Annotated in this window: 14 protein-coding genes; all 14 read right to left on the reverse strand. The window is 43.9% G+C overall.

Translation table 11 applies throughout. From position 1 onward, the window contains the following. Positions 1 to 135: 135 nt before the first annotated feature. A complete protein-coding gene (locus KKZ03_RS16220; protein WP_243217837.1) occupies positions 136 to 849 on the reverse strand; it encodes a dinitrogenase iron-molybdenum cofactor biosynthesis protein in 714 nt (237 codons plus the stop codon). 60 nt (positions 850 to 909) lie between these two features. Continuing rightward, entirely contained in the window at positions 910 to 1,218 is a 309-nt protein-coding gene (locus KKZ03_RS16225) for a rhodanese-like domain-containing protein (RefSeq protein ID WP_243217838.1), read from the reverse strand. Between the two features lie 1,258 nt (positions 1,219 to 2,476). Continuing rightward, positions 2,477 to 3,286, reverse strand: coding sequence for a hypothetical protein (locus KKZ03_RS16230; RefSeq protein WP_243217839.1), 810 nt, complete (start codon positions 3,284 to 3,286; stop codon positions 2,477 to 2,479). Continuing rightward, a complete protein-coding gene (locus tag KKZ03_RS16235; RefSeq protein ID WP_243217840.1) occupies positions 3,283 to 3,867 on the reverse strand; it encodes a hypothetical protein in 585 nt (194 codons plus the stop codon). The genes KKZ03_RS16230 and KKZ03_RS16235 overlap by 4 nt, the downstream gene beginning before the upstream one ends. Beyond that, on the reverse strand, positions 3,864 to 6,191 hold the full coding sequence (locus tag KKZ03_RS16240) for a hypothetical protein (protein ID WP_243217841.1): 2,328 nt from the start codon (positions 6,189 to 6,191) through the stop codon (positions 3,864 to 3,866). The genes KKZ03_RS16235 and KKZ03_RS16240 overlap by 4 nt, the downstream gene beginning before the upstream one ends. Next, positions 6,191 to 7,621 (reverse strand): hypothetical protein, encoded by a 1,431-nt coding sequence (locus KKZ03_RS16245; RefSeq protein WP_243217842.1) that lies wholly within the window; start codon positions 7,619 to 7,621, stop codon positions 6,191 to 6,193. The genes KKZ03_RS16240 and KKZ03_RS16245 overlap by 1 nt, the downstream gene beginning before the upstream one ends. Further along, positions 7,618 to 13,182 (reverse strand): tape measure protein, encoded by a 5,565-nt coding sequence (locus tag KKZ03_RS16250; RefSeq protein WP_243217843.1) that lies wholly within the window; start codon positions 13,180 to 13,182, stop codon positions 7,618 to 7,620. Before KKZ03_RS16250 ends, KKZ03_RS16245 begins: the two co-directional genes overlap by 4 nt. Continuing rightward, a complete protein-coding gene (locus KKZ03_RS16255) occupies positions 13,182 to 13,472 on the reverse strand; it encodes a hypothetical protein (RefSeq protein WP_243217844.1) in 291 nt (96 codons plus the stop codon). Before KKZ03_RS16255 ends, KKZ03_RS16250 begins: the two co-directional genes overlap by 1 nt. A gap of 53 nt (positions 13,473 to 13,525) precedes the next feature. Further along, positions 13,526 to 13,873, reverse strand: a complete 348-nt coding sequence (locus tag KKZ03_RS16260; protein WP_243217845.1) for a hypothetical protein — start codon at positions 13,871 to 13,873, stop codon at positions 13,526 to 13,528. Positions 13,874 to 13,947: 74 nt separating this feature from the next. Beyond that, positions 13,948 to 15,138 carry a hypothetical protein gene (locus tag KKZ03_RS16265; protein ID WP_243217846.1) on the reverse strand — a complete coding sequence of 397 codons (1,191 nt, stop codon included), beginning with the start codon at positions 15,136 to 15,138 and terminating at the stop codon, positions 13,948 to 13,950. Continuing rightward, a complete protein-coding gene (locus KKZ03_RS16270) occupies positions 15,138 to 15,302 on the reverse strand; it encodes a hypothetical protein (protein WP_243217847.1) in 165 nt (54 codons plus the stop codon). The genes KKZ03_RS16265 and KKZ03_RS16270 overlap by 1 nt, the downstream gene beginning before the upstream one ends. Positions 15,303 to 15,304: 2 nt before the next feature. Continuing rightward, on the reverse strand, positions 15,305 to 15,736 hold the full coding sequence (locus KKZ03_RS16275; RefSeq protein WP_243217848.1) for a hypothetical protein: 432 nt from the start codon (positions 15,734 to 15,736) through the stop codon (positions 15,305 to 15,307). After that, positions 15,726 to 16,136 (reverse strand): gp436 family protein, encoded by a 411-nt coding sequence (locus tag KKZ03_RS16280; RefSeq protein WP_243217849.1) that lies wholly within the window; start codon positions 16,134 to 16,136, stop codon positions 15,726 to 15,728. Before KKZ03_RS16280 ends, KKZ03_RS16275 begins: the two co-directional genes overlap by 11 nt. Positions 16,137 to 16,282: 146 nt before the next feature. Further along, positions 16,283 to 18,247: a GDSL-type esterase/lipase family protein gene (locus KKZ03_RS16285; RefSeq protein WP_243217850.1), complete on the reverse strand. Its 1,965-nt coding sequence runs from the start codon at positions 18,245 to 18,247 to the stop codon at positions 16,283 to 16,285.

Genomic DNA, 18,247 nt, shown 5'->3' on the forward strand with positions numbered 1-18,247 from the left:
TAACAACGGTTATCGGCAGTTTTTACAAACGACGATCCCTGTCTGAATGATTCAAGCCATCGGATTGACAGTTTTCATCTTTTTATAAAACGCACCATAGACCGGTTATTGATGTGCGTTCTTTTAAGAATTACCTTAACAACCCTCATCATGAGTAAACCTCACGCGCTCCTCCGCTGAATGCCCTAATGCTTTGGCAAACCACGGCGGCGGCGCAGCAAATACTTTCTGAAATTCGGTTAACTGGTCAACCGCCCCGGTTACCTCAGGAATCTTGATCGGGTAAATATCGGCGCGTATCACTTTAGCTGCTGCCGGACCGCCAATTGATTGCACAAAAACTACATGACAATCTTTAATCAAATTAGCACGAAACAGGTTTCTGTCATCACTACTATCGGCTTCAATAGTTGAACGTATATCAACCAGCTTATAATCATTTTGTGATAACTGATAAACCAGAAAACGTATGCAAGAGCCGAAATGCCCGTTAATCAATGCACCACTGTTTGAACTGATAGCGACACGAATAGAATCGGGGATTTCACCGTCTTTATAAGGTAGTATTTCCGGCAAATCTTCATCTTCAGCCTCGTCGCCCCAAAGATACCGGACCGCCAGCTTTATATTGGCAAGGCCGATACCGATATCTTCACCATCTTCTTCGCCATCCAGACTGCCCAAACCAGTCTTAAGATTGGTCACTGTGATCGATTTTAATTTTTCATCATCCAACGGCGAACCGACTCGCTCATGTAAAATTTCCAGTAATGCGGGTATGTCAATACCAGGTAGAATGCGCGACGCCAAGGCAATACGCAAAGCCAGTTCACGGGGTAATGCTTCCATTTTGATATCCTCATTTAACAAGTATGGCAAATAATAATTGCTTTATAACCAAGTCCTTATTCAGGCTTCCTGATGTTTATCTTTCCAGCTGGAATAACCGCCCTCCAGGCTGTAAACCTTCTTAAAGCCAAAATCAAAGAAAAACTCGGCAAGATGTTCGCTGGCATGACCGTAATAGCAATAAATCAACAAGCACCGCTGCTTATCGCCGCGTTTGACTAAAGAATCTTTTAAACCTTCATGAACATGAAGGGCATCTTCCAAGTGCCCTGCCCGATAATCTTTTAAATCCCGGCAGTCAAGAATCATGGGATTGATTTCTTTAATTAATTTTTCAGAATCGGTAATAGAGATAGTTTTATATTTCATCGTATTATTAATGACTATAAAAAGTCATTCCTCAAGAATGGAAAGATTGTTTTAAACCTGACAATAAAACTGACGTTGTTGCTCCCTGTATCGTTTTTTGACCTTTATCAGCTCTGAATTTGAGTTAATTCGGGATACTGAATAATTAAGCAAATTATCTGCCAAATTTTAGATTGAGCCGTTTTTAAACAACCGGCAAGATCATCAGACAAAAAAAAGCGCCCTGACCGAGAAGGCAGGACGCCAAAGGTAAATGCCCAGGAGAGAGCAACAGAAAAGAGAGGTATCTTAATAAGGTATTAAGCACTATCGATGCCAAAACTTTATATCTATATATTTCAGTTACTTATATTAAATACATACTTTTTATGCTTAATATTTGCACCAAAGACAAGCATTTATGTATTTTTACTGACCTAACTTTGTGCAATAAGATGTGCTGCCGAACGTGGCACATCCCTCGCTATCAAAAGGTTGTTTTATCCGTACCTTTTATGGACTTATAGTATATTTTGTTACTATTCAAACACAATAAAAAAATGAGCCATTTTCATACCGCTGTTAAAGAACACAATCCAGATAATGTGCCGCTATTCTTGTTTTTCAAATAACAGCCGTCCTTGCCTGAATTTCGTAAAAACATTATTTATTAGATTATCCAATTGATAAATATGGATAAATTATTTAGATAGAGAATCAACAGAACCTAATAATTTAGATTATTGACTGAAAATCTATACGAAATAATTAAAATAAGTAAATAAAAATTCAAATTTAAAGTAAAAATATATAAAATACTTACACTACCCAAGGTAATTAGAGATTATTGATATGGCATCCGACAAAATCAGACTGACTGAGTACCAGACTTTACCTGTAAGATTGAAATAGTTAAGACAATCATATAGTTAATATTTTTCCGTATAAATTAAAAACCATCAAGAAGGTAATTTATTGGTAAGCCCCGAGAAAAACCTGACTAATTTAACCGAACAGGCACAGCTATTTGCCGAAAAGCAGTTACCGATTTTTACATTATTACAAATTGCGTTAATTGGCAGGGTTTTTATCCGAAGCTGAGATCAAATGGCTTACGCGTTAAACCTTATTGATGGCAACGTACTGTAACGACGCGCGATATTTGGCATAGTTTTGTTCGATATTTGGCATAGAAATAAACCTATAAGCCATCAAAAAACCAATCTATCTCACCTGATTCAGCGTTAAATATAGCAAAATTTAACAGCACATTAAGCCATCAAACTTCATCAATAGTTAACCCCGTCGAATAGGCAGAATACCGCGCAATTATAATGGCTGATTGCTGCGATAATTTCCCCCAAATCTGGTAGTCTTGTTCAAGGTTTTTGTCCGCATCATTTGGAAATACGCTTATATATAATGGTGAGCCAATCCCATTGCGCATGACCGCCATAAGCGCGTCTCTATCACTCGGTGACGCATTGGAAAAATTAAGCGTTAATGTTTTTGATCGCGTTTTAATGTCAGTAAGCAAATCGCCGGCATCGTTCCGAACATGCTGGCTGTCATCGTTCCAACCAATTGACGCGCCATAGTCCGCATTAATAACCGGCTCAAAATACTTACCCACCAGCAATCTTGACGCTTCGACATAGCCTGCTGGATTATTGCTATCTGAGACATAAACTACTATTCTTTTTACTGTCCCACCTACAAAAAATAGTGACGCATAAGCACCGCCAGCATAGCCAAAATTAGCCACTCCAGGAACTGTGTTTCTTGATGCATAACCACAACACGGCAATACTCCACTATCAAAAACAGCCGTAGTATCAGCGGCATTTGCGTAGCCCATAACCCGTATAGTTGCAGTACTGCTAAAATTAGTAAATGGAAGCATCACACAGTTGATAAATTTTGGAGTAGCCCATAGCGCCGCTATTTCTGCAACCGTTGTCGATGATCTAAATATTTGGCTTTTAATATCAGTTGCCAAATTTGAGTGCGGCAATGATGCTGGAGTAATTCCACCGGATAAGCTAGCACTATCAATTTCATTTTTATAAAGCACCCTTAAATTACTCATAATGCCGCCATTGCTCCAATAAAAACTTGTTCCGCTGCTTGTATATCACCATCGGTTAGTGCGGCTGACACCTTATTTTTTGCTGCAATTCGTTGGCTCTCGATAGCTGCCCCTACTTGCCCCCATAAATTAGCCATATAATTGATTAAATTAGCCACCACCGTTGCTGTTGTGCCAGTCGCTAATGCCTCAGCGTTTACCCACGTATAGGGTGCTGCGTCGGCAGGATAACCCGCTGCAATATACGCTTTCGCATCAGCAAGTTTGGCTGTATATGTTATGTCTTGACCTGCTGAGACTGTTATATATTTTAGCCGAGTCATACCGGCCAAGGCATCAATTCTATCCGCTGATTCAGCTTGCAAAATTGCAATCGGTATTGGTTCAACAGGCTTTAAAACAATAGAAAATGTTGCCAAATCATATCGGTAATTTATGTAATTATCGCCATTGAACAGGTATTCATTCTCGTAAAAATCTATGCCAACCGTGTTACCGAAATAGCTTAAACAGTCGCCATTTGCCTGAGTGACCGCCAAAATACTTCCGTTATCGTCAAGTGTCATTGATGCATAAATCATTTAACAACCTCAAGCGTTATAATAATGTGCTCCGCCCATGAAGCTATACTTGCATCATTAGTTATTTGAAATGCATAAGCTGTTGTTTCAGCGCAGGTTATTGTTAAATGAAAAGGGACCTTTACGCCACCACCACTAACCATTGAAATTGTGGCCTGATCATAAACAACTTCTCCGCCCGCATAAATTGGAGTCCACGCCGACGAGTCAGCGTTAACCTTTAATGCTGATAGCCTGGCTCTAGAATTAACTGATCCCCCATTTGTTGTTATATAAACCGCTCCTGTTATTAGTATCGATGTTGGTACTGCTGCGCTGCCATGCACATTTATTTGATGCCAAATGCCTTTTGTTGACGACGCATAGCTTGTGCAATTATTAGCGAGGTATGCGTCCCGATTCGCAGGTGTTACCTTTCCGATTAAATTTGCATAATCACCAGGGTTTTTTGTTGCGTTATCAACGGGCTTTTTACCTGTTGGGTCAGATACCGAATCCCAAAGCGATGTTGTAGCGGCTTTAGCAGTTATTAGGCTTATTGAAGAAGCCCTAAAAGCATAGTAATAAACAAATAGATTTTTAAGAGTAACACCGTTTATATTTGTGTTTGTTGTAAGATTTGCATCATTGATATACAGAGGTTCTGGAGGGTATGTAGCCATATTAACTGTACCACCACCATTTAAGTAGTTATACAAATCACTTATTGCAGCAGTATAGTTTACTCTATCTGTACCAAGCTCCTGAGCCTGCCCATCTATCACATAGTATTCTTCATAGATGGAATCCCACTCTTTACGCACCCGTGGTTTTTCAGATTTATCTAAAATATTATCATCGACAATGATTGCTATAGCAGAGTTGGCAGTATCAGCAAGTGATTTATTTTTTGTTACGAAGGCATTAAGCAGTAGCTGTTTCTGCTTGTAAACTTCCTCAAATTTAGAATTAAAGGTTGCTGAAACAATAGGTGTGTTTTGGGTTGCGTCATTCCATGCAGGGGTTAGTGCATTTAAGTAAGTACCTAAAGCAGTTATAGCAGTATCATAAGCTACTCTACTAATTACAAGTGCATCAGCTTGAGCATCAATACCAGCTTTATCATTATCAATGGTCTTAGCTTTTAGGATAGTATCAGGCTTCTCACTCTTAGATAAAATACCATCATCAGAGATAGCATTTACCTCTGCTATCGCGGTGTTGGTCTTAGCTTGCAGGGCAACTAAAGTGGCTTCCGAGCTGTAAGGGGTAGCTGGTAGTTGTCTGCGCTCTACTTTGATTTGCCTACAACCGATAATTACATTTGTACCCGATACTTGTGCTACAAATCTTGCCATAGCAGATACCGCACCAGCAGGAGCTTGTGAAGAAACTGCATGTACATTTCTATTTGAACTGGTAATACTAAAATCATGATGGGTAGTCATAGTATTTTGAGCACCATCACCTACTACTGCACCAGCACTGTTTTTAAAGATAAGATCAAAATAGACACCATCATTAACACCAGGATTAAGAAGCAAAGAGTCCCCTGTGATTGTGCACCAATCACTTGCTTGAACAGAGACTCCTATTGATTGCTGTAATACATAAGTTCCTGCAACAAGACCAGTCTTTGTAATTGCAGTACCCCATATAGAGTTATCAACCGTAGCTGCAAAGTTATTCACCCAACCATCTGTACCATTTTCAAAACCACCATTGTAAAGCAAGTTAGGGCTAGAAGTTAAGGCAGCAACAAGTGAATTACCATCAGTGATATTAAGCGTAGCTAGTGAAGTTGGTCGATTAACTACGCCCAACCATGTCGCCGTCATTGCCGCTGCATCAATGCTGGCTTGTGTGTCTTCCGGTGCCGCTGTCCACGTTGATGATTTATTGCCCTCTTCAAACTTAATGTCAGTTATATAAAGTGTTTGACCTGATATTGTTGGTACAAAGAACCGCAAAATGCAACTGAGCATATCCGCGCTGGATGAATTAAAAACATACCTGATCGTTGTTTTTGTCGTTGTGGCTATTGGTAGAAATTGAGGCAGGGAATCAGGGAATAAGTCGGCATAGAATGGCACGGTGCCAGTGCTGCACCAGCATAAAAAACTGGCAGTATAATCGGTATTTTGCTTTAGTGACATATACTGCGAATTGCCAATATACGACCCATTAACGCTTGTAGTCATGCCCCAACCGGATAATCCACCCGCAACCGGTGTGTTTGAGCTGCCTGATTTTATGATTAAATTGCGGCCACCAACCGCGCCGATAATCAGCCGTGGTGCTGTAGCTTGCAACGCAAGATCAACTTGGTTTCTTGTTATGGCCATTAAATCATCACCTCAATTTGCACGCGAAAATTTATCCAGTCTGGTTGTAACTTGGTCACGATGCCGGTTTTTCCTGCGTTTAGGCCAAATCTGCTATGCGTTAGCGTTACAGCTTGGCCTAAAACCAAATCAAGGCACCGGCTAAAACCTTCAAATCCGTAAATAGTGCGTGGCACTGAATAAATCGCAAGTTGCCGTTCTGCCTCGGCCGTAGCTTCTGTTGTGTTAATTAATACTGTGTTTACCTGGACTGGTTCTGCATCTAATTTATAGTTAGCTGCCACGGTTGCGTTACTGCTTGTGACTGTTAAAAACTCGGTATTCAACAGATTTTTGCTTGATTCAGGTATGCCGGTCTGGAGATTATTTTGTACTGTCCAGTTTTTGCAATAGCCAAATTTTACTGATGATTTAACTGGCAATCGTCTGACTATATGCAGACTTGACTGAACCATATCAACATTGGTTATTGCTGTGGCCACGCCCAATGGTGGGAACGCAATTTGCAGTAATGAGAGTTTACCTGCGCGGGTAATAACGACTTGAGCGCCAATGCTTGCGGCCAATTCTTGCATCGTAGTAATGACATTTTCACGACCTGATAAATAAGTTCCTACGGCCTGCGTGTGTGCTGATTCAAATGTGGCAAGGGCTATTATATCGAGATCGCCAGCGACAAAGCGTGTTGATAATTTGCCATAAGCTGTTGCCAGACGCTGTATTAATGATGATACCGTATTGATATAGGTTGACTGCTTGCTACCTTGAACGCTGCAAGTAATCACTCCCGCTGGTGCTATTGTTAGTACAAATTTACCCGTGGTTAAATTAGCGGTAAATGTAGTGATCGGTACACCGTTGTCCCGAACTTCAATTATTGATTCAATAGCCCCGTTATGCACTTGATATTCAAGTGTAGCGGGGTTGGTCAATAGCGGTGTAATGTTGCAGACCTCACCAAACACCAGCGGCAAAACCATGTCTGCATTCGCGGTTGTCCCGCCAAGTTTGGTATCGCTGACAGGACAATTCAGGCGTTGTAATTTATCTCTGATTTTTAAATTTATCCGGTCACGGCTGCTGGAGCCAATATCATCAACTACACCATCAAATAATAATGTGAACGATGACCGAGCCGCACCAAGATTGCCGTTAAAAACTTTTACCGTGCGATTCGACCACACATAGTCAAGCCAGCCGTCACGCTCACCGGACACGTTATATAGCTCAATATCGCCGTATGACATAGCCGCTGAACCATCAAGCGAGATTTCTTCTGTAACCTGAACGCCACCGGCTATTGCTGGCATATAGACTGTGTTCGCGGGGTTATCTGCTGCGCCCGATACATAGCCTTTTGTCGACAAATACAGCGTGGTTTCTACTCCGGCAATGCTTGCTATTACTTCAACTAAAATACAGGGGATCATGCAATCACCGCACGTGAGTTATTCACCCAGGCTGATTGTTTGGCCGTGTCTTTTCCGCCAGCCACCACCTTGTCTGCGGCTTGGTCGTTTGCGTCATAATTACTTTGAATCAATGCGCCTGTGCTGTCGCGCTGCTCTGCTCTGAGTTTTGCCACTTCTTCTCTCAACGCCCTGAGTTCCAAAATTATCTCCTGAGAATTTCCACCGCTGTTTCTCGCTTGGCTGGCTGTCAATACCCGTTCGCCCCTGTGTAGTTCTGCGCGGTAACCATCAAACGGCACAAAGTCCAAGCCGTTGGCGTGTGAGCCGTTTATCAGTCTGTCGGATGCCGCAGAGTAGTTAGTGTTTGCCGCCTCCATATTTGCTTTGTATATCGCAACCGCATTATAAAATACCGGCAAGGTTGCCGCGCTTGCTGCTGCCAGTCGGGTAAACTCTGCCGCTGCTGCGACTGCTGCCGTTTTAGCTACTGAATCAGGCATTACCGCTGCTTTGTTTGTATCAGATAGTGCCGCCGCTGTCCCTGCCGCCGTTCCAAATAACGCATTATCCAGATTTTTAACGCCGAGGTTGTACATCGCTGTTGCATCTGCTAAAGCTGATTGTGTGGCATTTTTAGTTAATGCATCACTAGCAGTGCCAAGGCCAAGAATCGCGTCTTTAACAGATAACACAGAGGTATTTAGAGTTATCAATCCATCAACTGATGCTGTCAACACGGTAAGCTGTTTTTCTGCGTCTGTTTGCTGTGAGCCTGCGCTAATGCCTAAGCTGTCTATTAGTGACATAATTTGTTGATAGTCTGCCGTGTAACCGCTGCCACTCGCATTGTATGTTTTTGACGCATCCAAAAATCCGGTTATTTTTGCGTTAATCCCGCCAACTGCTGAATCATAAGCCGCTTTGCTTGCAGTTGTAGTTCCTGCGCCACCACTAATTGTTGCTGCCGTGGTGTTTAACTGACTGCGTGACTCGTTGTATTTATCAAGCGGGGTCCCGGTCGATAAATTGCCCAGCGACAATGAATCTTTCAGAGTTTTCAGTGATGAAATGAATGATGTTAATTTGCTGATCGTTCCACTTATTGCATCTGATTCGGTTTTATAAGCTGTTGCCAGATTGCTCTTTGCTGTGCTTATTGCATCTGTGTACACTTTTGTTTGTGCATCAATCGCGGTGTAATAGCTATCAGCCGCATCGCTTAATTTCAGCATCATGGAATAACGCTTCTGATCGAGTGCGTCATTAAGATTTAAACTCTCAAGATATTTACGATATTCTTCCCGTGTTTTTGGCAGGACATAAAGCACATCGAGCATGGATGATGTCAGTGATTTATAACTTGCTGCTTGTTTTTCTGAATCAGTGTAAAACTTGTCAAAAAAGGCTGAGAATTGCTTTTGAAATTCAGCAAGGCCACCTGCTGCTTGTACCAGTGCGTCTGATATTGCGATTGCATTTGTTGCTAGGCTTAGGCCTGATTTTGCCAGCGCGTCCTTCACCACTGCGACTTCCGAGACTATCCGTACCGCTGTTTCCAGCATGCCTTCGCCGAGCTTTTGATACTGCCCGATAATATCGCCAAAGACAGCGATTGACATGGTGTCGAGAGCGGTTGAAATGACACCGTTTAATTTCTTTGCTGCTTCTTCCCCGGATAGATCCTTTAAATCTACGTTCATGGCTGGAATGATGTAATCCTTAACACTTTGCTCAAGATTGCCACCCAATAACTTCGCAGCCTGCATCATAGACGCACCCATGCCATTAAAAACCTGACTGATAGAGTTGGTTACTTTGCTGTCAAGCTCTTTAAAATAGGTATTGTAGCTTGTCGATTTTGATAATCCCCACCACGAACTTTTATCTGTTTTTACAGTATCAAACTGACTTCCTGATACCTGGCTTCCAGCCATAATGTCAGACACACTGATCGCATTAGTATTAATTCCAGACGCAGCGATACTTTGTTTGCTTGAATTAAAGCCCATTGCTCCTGATGTATTTTTTGTGGGTACTGATACCAGCCCACCTCCCTGAAAAATTGCAGTTATAGTTCCGGTTATAGCCGAGGCCAAACTACCAATGCCAGCATTGATACCCCTAAGCTCAGAATATTCATCGGCATGAATGCTTTTCAGTAGATCATAGGTTTTGTTAACTGATTCGGATTTAGCTGTGCTATCACCCAAAACTGTACCTGTGTCCGGTGATGTTGCTGGTGGGGGTGCTACTGACGCACCACTCCCACCTGATCCAAAACCGATCGCCGCCATAGCAACTGCCATAGCTGCCATAAGAGCAAAGCCAATGTAAGGACCAGCCGCGGCTTGTGTCGCTATACCTGTTGCTGCCGCCGCCTCCCCTTTAACCATTTCTCCTGCCACGAATGGAACTACCGCCGCGGTATGTGCTGCCGCTTCCGCACCAATGCCTAGTAACTTAATTAGCGTCTGCGCCATTTGAGCGCCTGCTATACCCATCTCAATAGCATGAGCAACTCGCTGTTCGGTACTACCTTGCTTAAGCATGGAGCTTACTGCACCAGCTATTTGCCGGGTACCAGATAATTTATCAGATAATATCTTGCCGTTTAGGACGCTTTCTTCTTTGGCATACTTTGCCGTATTAGATGCCTTGGCCGCTTGATCTACGGTCGACTCATTAAGCACTTGCATCTTGGCATTTTCATCTAGCGCTAATGATGACTTATTAATGGAGTTAACCATATTGTCAAATGCACCAGCCATAGTATTAATGCCGCCTAAAGCCCCATCAAATATTGCCGATGTCACCGCGCCCAGATCACTGGTTTTAACGTGGGCATCATCCAGGGTTTTGTTATAGGCCTCAAGTGCTACCCTTGCTGTTTCAGTCGTTTCTTTCTGTATAATTCCGCTGCCTTTCGCTGGAAGATTTCCGCCCTGACTTGTTAATGCCGATAGCTGCTGATCTGCTGAGTTTTTAGTGTCTGTATATCCAGCAACTACATCCTTTGGCAAATAAAAGTTTGCTTCAATTGCGGCCTTTTTTTGTTTTTCTAACTCTATTTGCTCTTTAATTGCCGCATTGCTGAATCCTTGCAGTTGCAATGATTTAGCCATATTTGCCAGCTCTGTAGCATAACGGGAATCATCTTTTAGCTTATCGAGCTCATTTGCCTGGCTTATAGTTTCATCCCACATAGATTGCTGGATTCTTCTGGTCTCGGTTTCTGCGGCTATTTGCTTGGTAATTAACTCAATCTCTACTCTCTCATCACCAATGGCATCTTTCAAGTTGGTTCTTAAGGCTATTTGCAATGCCTTGTCTTTGGCTGAAAGCGTATTTACATAAAGCTCACTGGATAATGACTGGAGTAATTCCAGTATTTTTTTATTATGAGTATCTGAGGCAGTCGCGGCTTTTTTGGCTTCTGAGTTCTGCTCTTTGGTATCTTTTGTAAGAGCTTTTTTGCTTTCCTGAAGCGTTAAAATCGCATTACTTAGCCGCTCGACAGAGGCTATTTCTTCTGGACTACCTGCAAATGACTGTGCATTCTGCTTATTATAATCTTTAGGCGATAGCGTTAATTTGTCATACTGGTCTTGGAGCTTTGCGGCTTCTTTCCCGGCCGCTGATAACTTTGCATTTTGTTCTTCTGCATTAGCTTGGCTCCATATTTCCAATGCTTTAGCCCCTAGGGCCAATCGCTGATCTTCGGTAATAAGGAGCTTTCCGGTAGTTGCGTCCAGCGTCTTAGCTGCCTCGTTAGCATCAATTAATTTTTGGTTATAAACCTCTTGCGGTGACTTTAGCGATTCAAGTGCAGAGGCCATTTCGCCGGTTAATGACGAACCTTTTTCTTTTGCATTATTGTTGGCAATTATGCTGGCTGTTATTTCATTGTGAGAAGCCATACTAGCCTCATGCTCAACCCGTAACTGCCTGGCGCGGTCAAAATCCAGCTTTGACAATAAAATGGCTTTTTCGGTGACATAGTTCAATGTCTCCATGGTTTTTATCAAGTAATTGGCTGCCGATGCGCCCGCGTTCTGAACGGCCACAAACTCATTCAGATAGGTTGCCAGCTGAAGGCCGATAAATATACTGGTGGCTGCGCTTAATGCCGCCATAGCGACACCAGCCAATGTCAAACCGGCAATAAATCCTGTCAGTGAAAAAGTGGCGACTCTTTGTGCGGCTGCCAACTCCGCAGTTGCAGCTGCCTGCGCTTCTTCGGCAATGGTTAATTGCGTGGCCATAGCAGTTTGTTGCCTGCCCAGCACGTTTAATTCCGTTATGATCCCGACCCGCGCTTGCTGTGCAATTGCTAAATCCTGCGTAGCCTGGCGATTCAGATAAAGAATCGCTGTACTTTGCACAGTTGCCGACGTTGCCGCTATCGTTGCCCGCGCTTGTGCTATTGACGTATCTACCAATGCTAATCGAGATGTTACCGCTGCCTCTTCTGCTATTGATAGACTTACCTGTGCCGCTCGATAAGCTACTACTGAAGCAGTTGCAGCAATGGTCGCTTCTGCCCTGGCAATGTTAACCTGTGCATTTTGTACGATAGCTGCGGAATGCGCCGACTCAATAGCCATTGCACCTCTAGTAGCTGCAATATATGTGGCAATGTAGGTGGCAATACTGCCTGCCATTTGTGTAACAAAAACAGCAACAGCTATTTTACCCAGGGTAATAATGCCATCCAAAACCGGTGTTAAATTTTTAGCCAGGTCATTTACTGATTGCGCCAGTCCCGCTGTTGCTCCAGAGCCTTTGTTAACCTCCAAAACATATTGCCCAAAGGCCGTGTTGATATTCTCCATAGCCGCGCCGACGGTCAGTGGGATTTTTGCAAACTCTTCATTAATGACCGATGATTGACTTTGTATTGCCGTGATAACGCGTTTTGAGGTTAATTCACCAGCCTCAGCCATCGCCCTTAACGCACCGATACTGACATGCATACCATCCGCCAGTGCCTGTGATAACCGTGGTGAGTTTTCCATCAGACTGTTAAATTCATCGCCGCGCAATACCCCAGAAGCTAACGCCTGCGACATTTGGCGAATAACTGACGCGGCTTCTCCAGCACTGGTGCCGGATATCCGTAATGATTGCGCCAGGGTTTCAGTAAGCGCTGTCGTGTTGCGCGTGGTGCCGCCCATCTGCTCCATGGCTTTATTGATTCGCGAGAAGATAGTCGCGTTAGCGTCAAAACTGGTACCGGTGCGCAAACTGATAGCGACCAGCTCTTTTGACGACGATAAATAATCCGCTTGGCTGCTGGTAGCGATTTTTATCCGTGAATCCAACAGCGTCATGGCATCGGCAAGATGAATAAGTTCTTTTGCAGACTGGTAAATTGCCAGTGCTGACAAGCCTGCAGCTAAGCCCTTCAAAGCACTACCCAACCCCAAGGTTTCCCGTGCCATTGCAGCAAAGGATCTATTGGCATTTTTGGCAGCGCTGTCAGCACCATTGATACTACCGCGTACCCGATCTAAGTCACCGGTAACTTGAGCAGAGCCATTAGCCCGGATGGTAATCCCTAAAACAATCGGTGCAGCCATTATTTATCTTTCCTTTTGTTTAGCTCATTAACAACGGTGCGGGTAAAGAGCATCAACCCTATAAAGGTATCTTTGTTAGGCTTAATGCCCGCATAGCCCCAGATAACCTGTGCTGCCTGATAATTGAGACCAATCAAGTCACCCATACCGGCATATTGCCAGGCACAGCCATCGAGGATAAAGAATGCCTCCAGCACTGGCCAGTTGCCTTTCATCACTTCAAAATTAATCTCTTCCGGTTGTTCAATTTCCGGTAGCACCAAGCCAAACAGGGCGGCATCCTCATCCATGAGCTCGGTACTTAAATCTTGCGGCTGACTACAATAGTATTCAGCCGCTTCAATTAGTTTTTTCTTCTAAGTGTCTTGCCGGCAATAGACTCAAAGAAGCCCTTAACCAGTGCGCCACGAACAAAGGGCACTGATAGTATCAAGTCCTTGTTATCCTCGTTAAAGGCCAAGTCCGCACCTGCTTCATCTTTAAAAGCGCCATCATCCCAACCGATCAGCACATCATTCAAAATATCAGCATCTTCTTCCGCTTCATTTTTAACGATTTCATCAATGCGGCCTTGCGATAGCATCTTGAATTTAACACGGACCTTTTGATCATTAAACTGACCGCCGTCAACAGGCTCTGAAATAGTAATGGGCCAGGTGTAACTTTTATCTTTCTTGATAACGAATGCCATGTTAATTTTTTCCTAAAAAAATGAGAGGTGAGTTGGGCGTGAGTTCTACTGTTTTTGTCACGCCCTGGTTACGGTTATTTACTGCAAATCCTGATTTCGTCATTGCCACTGACACCGTATGGCAATAGCGCCATGCTCAGATCAAGCATCGCGACACCATTAGAGTCAGAATACTTGGGGGCCGATAACTGCACTTTCGGGCAGGTAAAGCCAACGATATTACCGGCCGTTTGGCCGTGCTTAATAGCAAAGGCACCGGTGGTACTATCTTTAACAGCCGTCCACCAATCTTTGGTCGCAATAAGGCCCGCCTCCAATGAAATAGACCCGGAAGGCTTTCTGTCAGTAATCAATACCGACTCAGAGCCGAGTGTTTGACGGTAAGTGACGGTATTAGCGATATCAAAACTTAACTTTTCAATCGCTGCGCCGTTATAGCCCAGCAAATGGATATCGGTCGTATTGGCTGTCGATACAGTGACGGGTGTTTGCCAGCCGGTAAAGTCTGTGGCGGGGGCCACTTGCGGGCTATCAGTAATAGTGCCCAGCAAACCGGTGAATTTCCACTTCATTTTGGGGATGGCTTTTGGTGACAGGTCAAAACTCATCGTACCGCGAGCGCCCAACAATACATGTCTAACGCCGTCAAGATTGAAATAAATAGTTGCTGAGGTATTAGCAGTACCGGTACTGAAATTACTGTTAGGGGTATAAATAACATTAGCCCCAATAGAATAAGTACTGGTAGTGAGCGCCGGCGCCAATGCCCAGGGCCGAGAAATTGTTGCTACCTTGGTGCTACCGACATAACCGATAATTTCACCAGTTTGAGTGATGCCGGTACCGGCGACAATCGTTACTGTCATGCCCGTGTAAAAATCATCAATTGCCGAAGCGGCTGCGGCCAGGGCAATAGTCGTCAATGAGCCGGCGGCACCACACGCCCCGGTAATGGCAGCCGCAGTAATAGTCTCACTGAAACTTGCCGCTTTTAATAGCAAACCCCATTCCGGAGCTACACCTGCTGCGCCCATACTGCCTGCTACTTCAGTATCAAACGATACCGAGGCATAGCTTTCTACCCGAATAGATCCAGAGTTAGCAAAATAGGGCCTGATAAAGTCACGCTCAACTGATGAGCCCTCTAATGGGGCAATATCTAGCCCACTACAGAGTACTGCATCAGTAATAGCAGGGCCAGAATCAGTGCCGTAGGCAGCTTCCAGCTTAATGAGAATAAGCCGCTTTTTTTGTGATAATGGCATTAGACAGTCTCGTTAATGGGTGATTTGGTCGTTTTTGCAACAGAAACCTTTGCAGCGGCAGCTTTAGCGGCTTGCTCGGCTTGGTATTGCTCCAGCGGGATTCTTATTCCTAGTTCAGGGTCAACAACGAATGTCCCTGCTTCCCCGGCATATTGATCTTGCATAATTAAACTCCTGACCGTATAAATTGGTGGGTTATAAAAGACTCTTTCCAGATAAAAAAGCCGTTGACGAATGGCACCAGCGCACCGCCACTGTATTCCAAAGGATCAGCGCTGCCATCTGGACACCAGCCTAGCAACGCCGATTTAACGCTGGCTTGCAATAGATAACTGGCGTCTGCTGCATCACCACCGCGCGCATCGCGGACATTACGAACGGCAATCAGCACCGCAAACGATACGGCCAAGCGCTGCATGGTCGCGCCAATCAAGTCACTTTCAGTCGCCATTACCCGCTCATGAAAGATATAACAACCGGCATCGCTTAAGCGTCCCGCCATAACATTGGTTAAATCAGCGGCACCGGCCACTTCTTTAAAGGCCGGTATTTGTGTCCGAATACGAGCTTCGATAAGGGGGCGTAAATTAGTAGCCACTTTCACGCCCAAAGAGTGAAGCGCTTGAAGTAAAGCTGGCTGACTGTGTTGTCACCGCATCGGCAATGCCAGCAATGTCGGGCGCAATAGCCACCTTCCCCTGTCCAACCAGCTTTAAATAAGCAATCGCCTGAGAATAAAGAAACTCAACTTTCTCGATTTTCTGATCTTCATATAAATAATACCGGGTAATATCGCAGGCAATCCGCACCAGATTGGCAGGTATGTTGGTCAGCGGCAGATAAGCGACTAAATAGCCGTTAATTTCTGCCGTGGCATCGCCGATCACTTGATCAAGTACCGTGGTATTAATAGTGCCGACATTATCCCGATCAGTGAGATGGATTATTTCCCGCTCACCGTAGCGATTGATTAGGTCTTGTTGGGTGCAGTAGGTCATATCATATTTTCACTGATTTAAAGTCACATCACCAGCCAGCAACGCCCATGCCACATTCCCTCGCGCCAAATGATATACACTTGCATCTGACACGCTGGATAGGCTTTCTGATGTTGTGAGGGCTGTGAAGGTTTCTGTGAGGAGGGTCATAATCTGATTAAATTCACTTCGGGTATGTAAATAGTCGCTGAACTTCCCGCCATTAATATTATTTGCACAGATACATACGCAAATCTAATTGGATTGCCGGTTGGCTGTATTAATGTAATTTCAGGTGATCTAAGGACACCAGCTCTCGGTATGTATTTACCCGGATAGCCAGAACCGGGATTACCCATTGTGTTGTCATATTTAGGGAATAGAGCTACCCCATATGCCTCAGCAACCGTATTTGATACGCCAACTAGATAAGCTCCAGCGGCTACTTCAATACTTCCAGATAAGCTCTTTATTTCATAAGATAAATCCGCTTGAAATATATCACCTGCTGCCGGTAGTTTTTTCCATACCCATAGAACAGTCCCGTCCAATACTGATTGCCCGTAGTTGGATTCTGATGTAGGCAATGGAACAGTTCCAGTAGTTGTGACACCTGATTTTATACATTGCCAAAATCCTGTAGTAAAGCCAGTTGCTCTAACATTATCTCCTAACTTCATTGCTGTAGACTGTGACCAGCCTTTAGCGCCATTGATATACCCATACTGAGTACCAGCTAAAGTGTTTGCCGAACATCCAAAATCTAAGGTAATTGATGCTTGATCTGAGGGCGCATTAACTATTGTAATTAGTGTTCCACCAAATGTATGGTCTTCTTCCCCAGAGGCAATGTATGGTGCAATAGTTACTGTATTTGTGCCACCTACCCACGTACCTTTTGTTGTTGCAATAGATACCGAATCAGGCCCACCAGCTACCGTAATTCCAGAACCAGCATAAAAGTTATTTGCACCACTAGCATTGTTTCCAGATAACCGTGGATTTGGTAGGTACTGCCTATCTGATCTTTGGTTAAGATGTATGTAGGTAGGTGAAACAAGGTTTTTAATTGACCTCGCTACCTGAATACCCATTACTTTTGCGCCTGATGTATTTGGGTGTACGCCATCAGTAGTAAATTCACTCTGGAATAAACCTGTTGATGGGTCAGCAAGTATGCTATCAGTATTTACATAAATTGCATTATCCAATAGTGCTATATAACCAGCTAACCATGATAGTAATTGTTGGCGCTTAATTACACCTAAAGCGGTAGGGTTGGTAGTAGAGTTGGGTGAATTACTTGGGCTAGGTGATAGCACTACTACAGTTTTTCCAGCACTTAACGTAGTCTCTATGATATAGATATAATCAAGAATCATCTGCTCTATCAAATAAGAGTCATCTGAGTAATCGTTAGGGCCGGGTTCAAATATTAGTAAGTCAAAATTATCAAAATTTGCTGCAACATCAGAAGCGTACCTAGCTCGCATTTGCCAAACTTTGTTACCACCAACACCTTTATTAATTAGTTTACCAAATGGAAACTTTAACGCAGCAGACATCCAGAACGCCCAGCCATTTGAGTTGTATAGCTCTGTGTTTGGTTGAGGGGTAGAATCGGTAGTACGTAATGAGGCTGAGGTCATGTTTGTTATTGATGTTCCTAATAACAATATATTTTTAGCTATATTGCTATTACCACCAACCTCACTCCCCTCCAAAAACATCCTCTTCCCAACTCTCTCTGCGCCAATGCCAGTGAGGGCAGCGATTGAGGTGCGGGGGGTTATGGTTTCAGTACCCGCATATGCTTTAACCGGTATCGAAAACTCCACCGAACTCCCGGCCGAATAATTCCCCCGCGCATCAAAGGCTCTAACAGATATACTATGCGCACCAGCCGGAATGCCCGACAAGTTAATTATTGTCGTATTGCTACGCCCCACCTCATTTACCTCACCATTCAAAAATGCTGCATAGCCAATTACACCAACAGCATCCGTTGATGCTGCGACAGTAACGGTTGCTGTTCCGTTTTCCAGCGCATTGGTAATGACTGGCGTACCAGGTGCTGTGGGTGCATTTGTATCGGGCGCAGGGTAAGTACCATTAAATGGGGCAGTAGCCAT

This window comes from Methylobacter sp. S3L5C (assembly GCF_022788635.1).
GTDB lineage: Bacteria > Pseudomonadota > Gammaproteobacteria > Methylococcales > Methylomonadaceae > Methylobacter_C.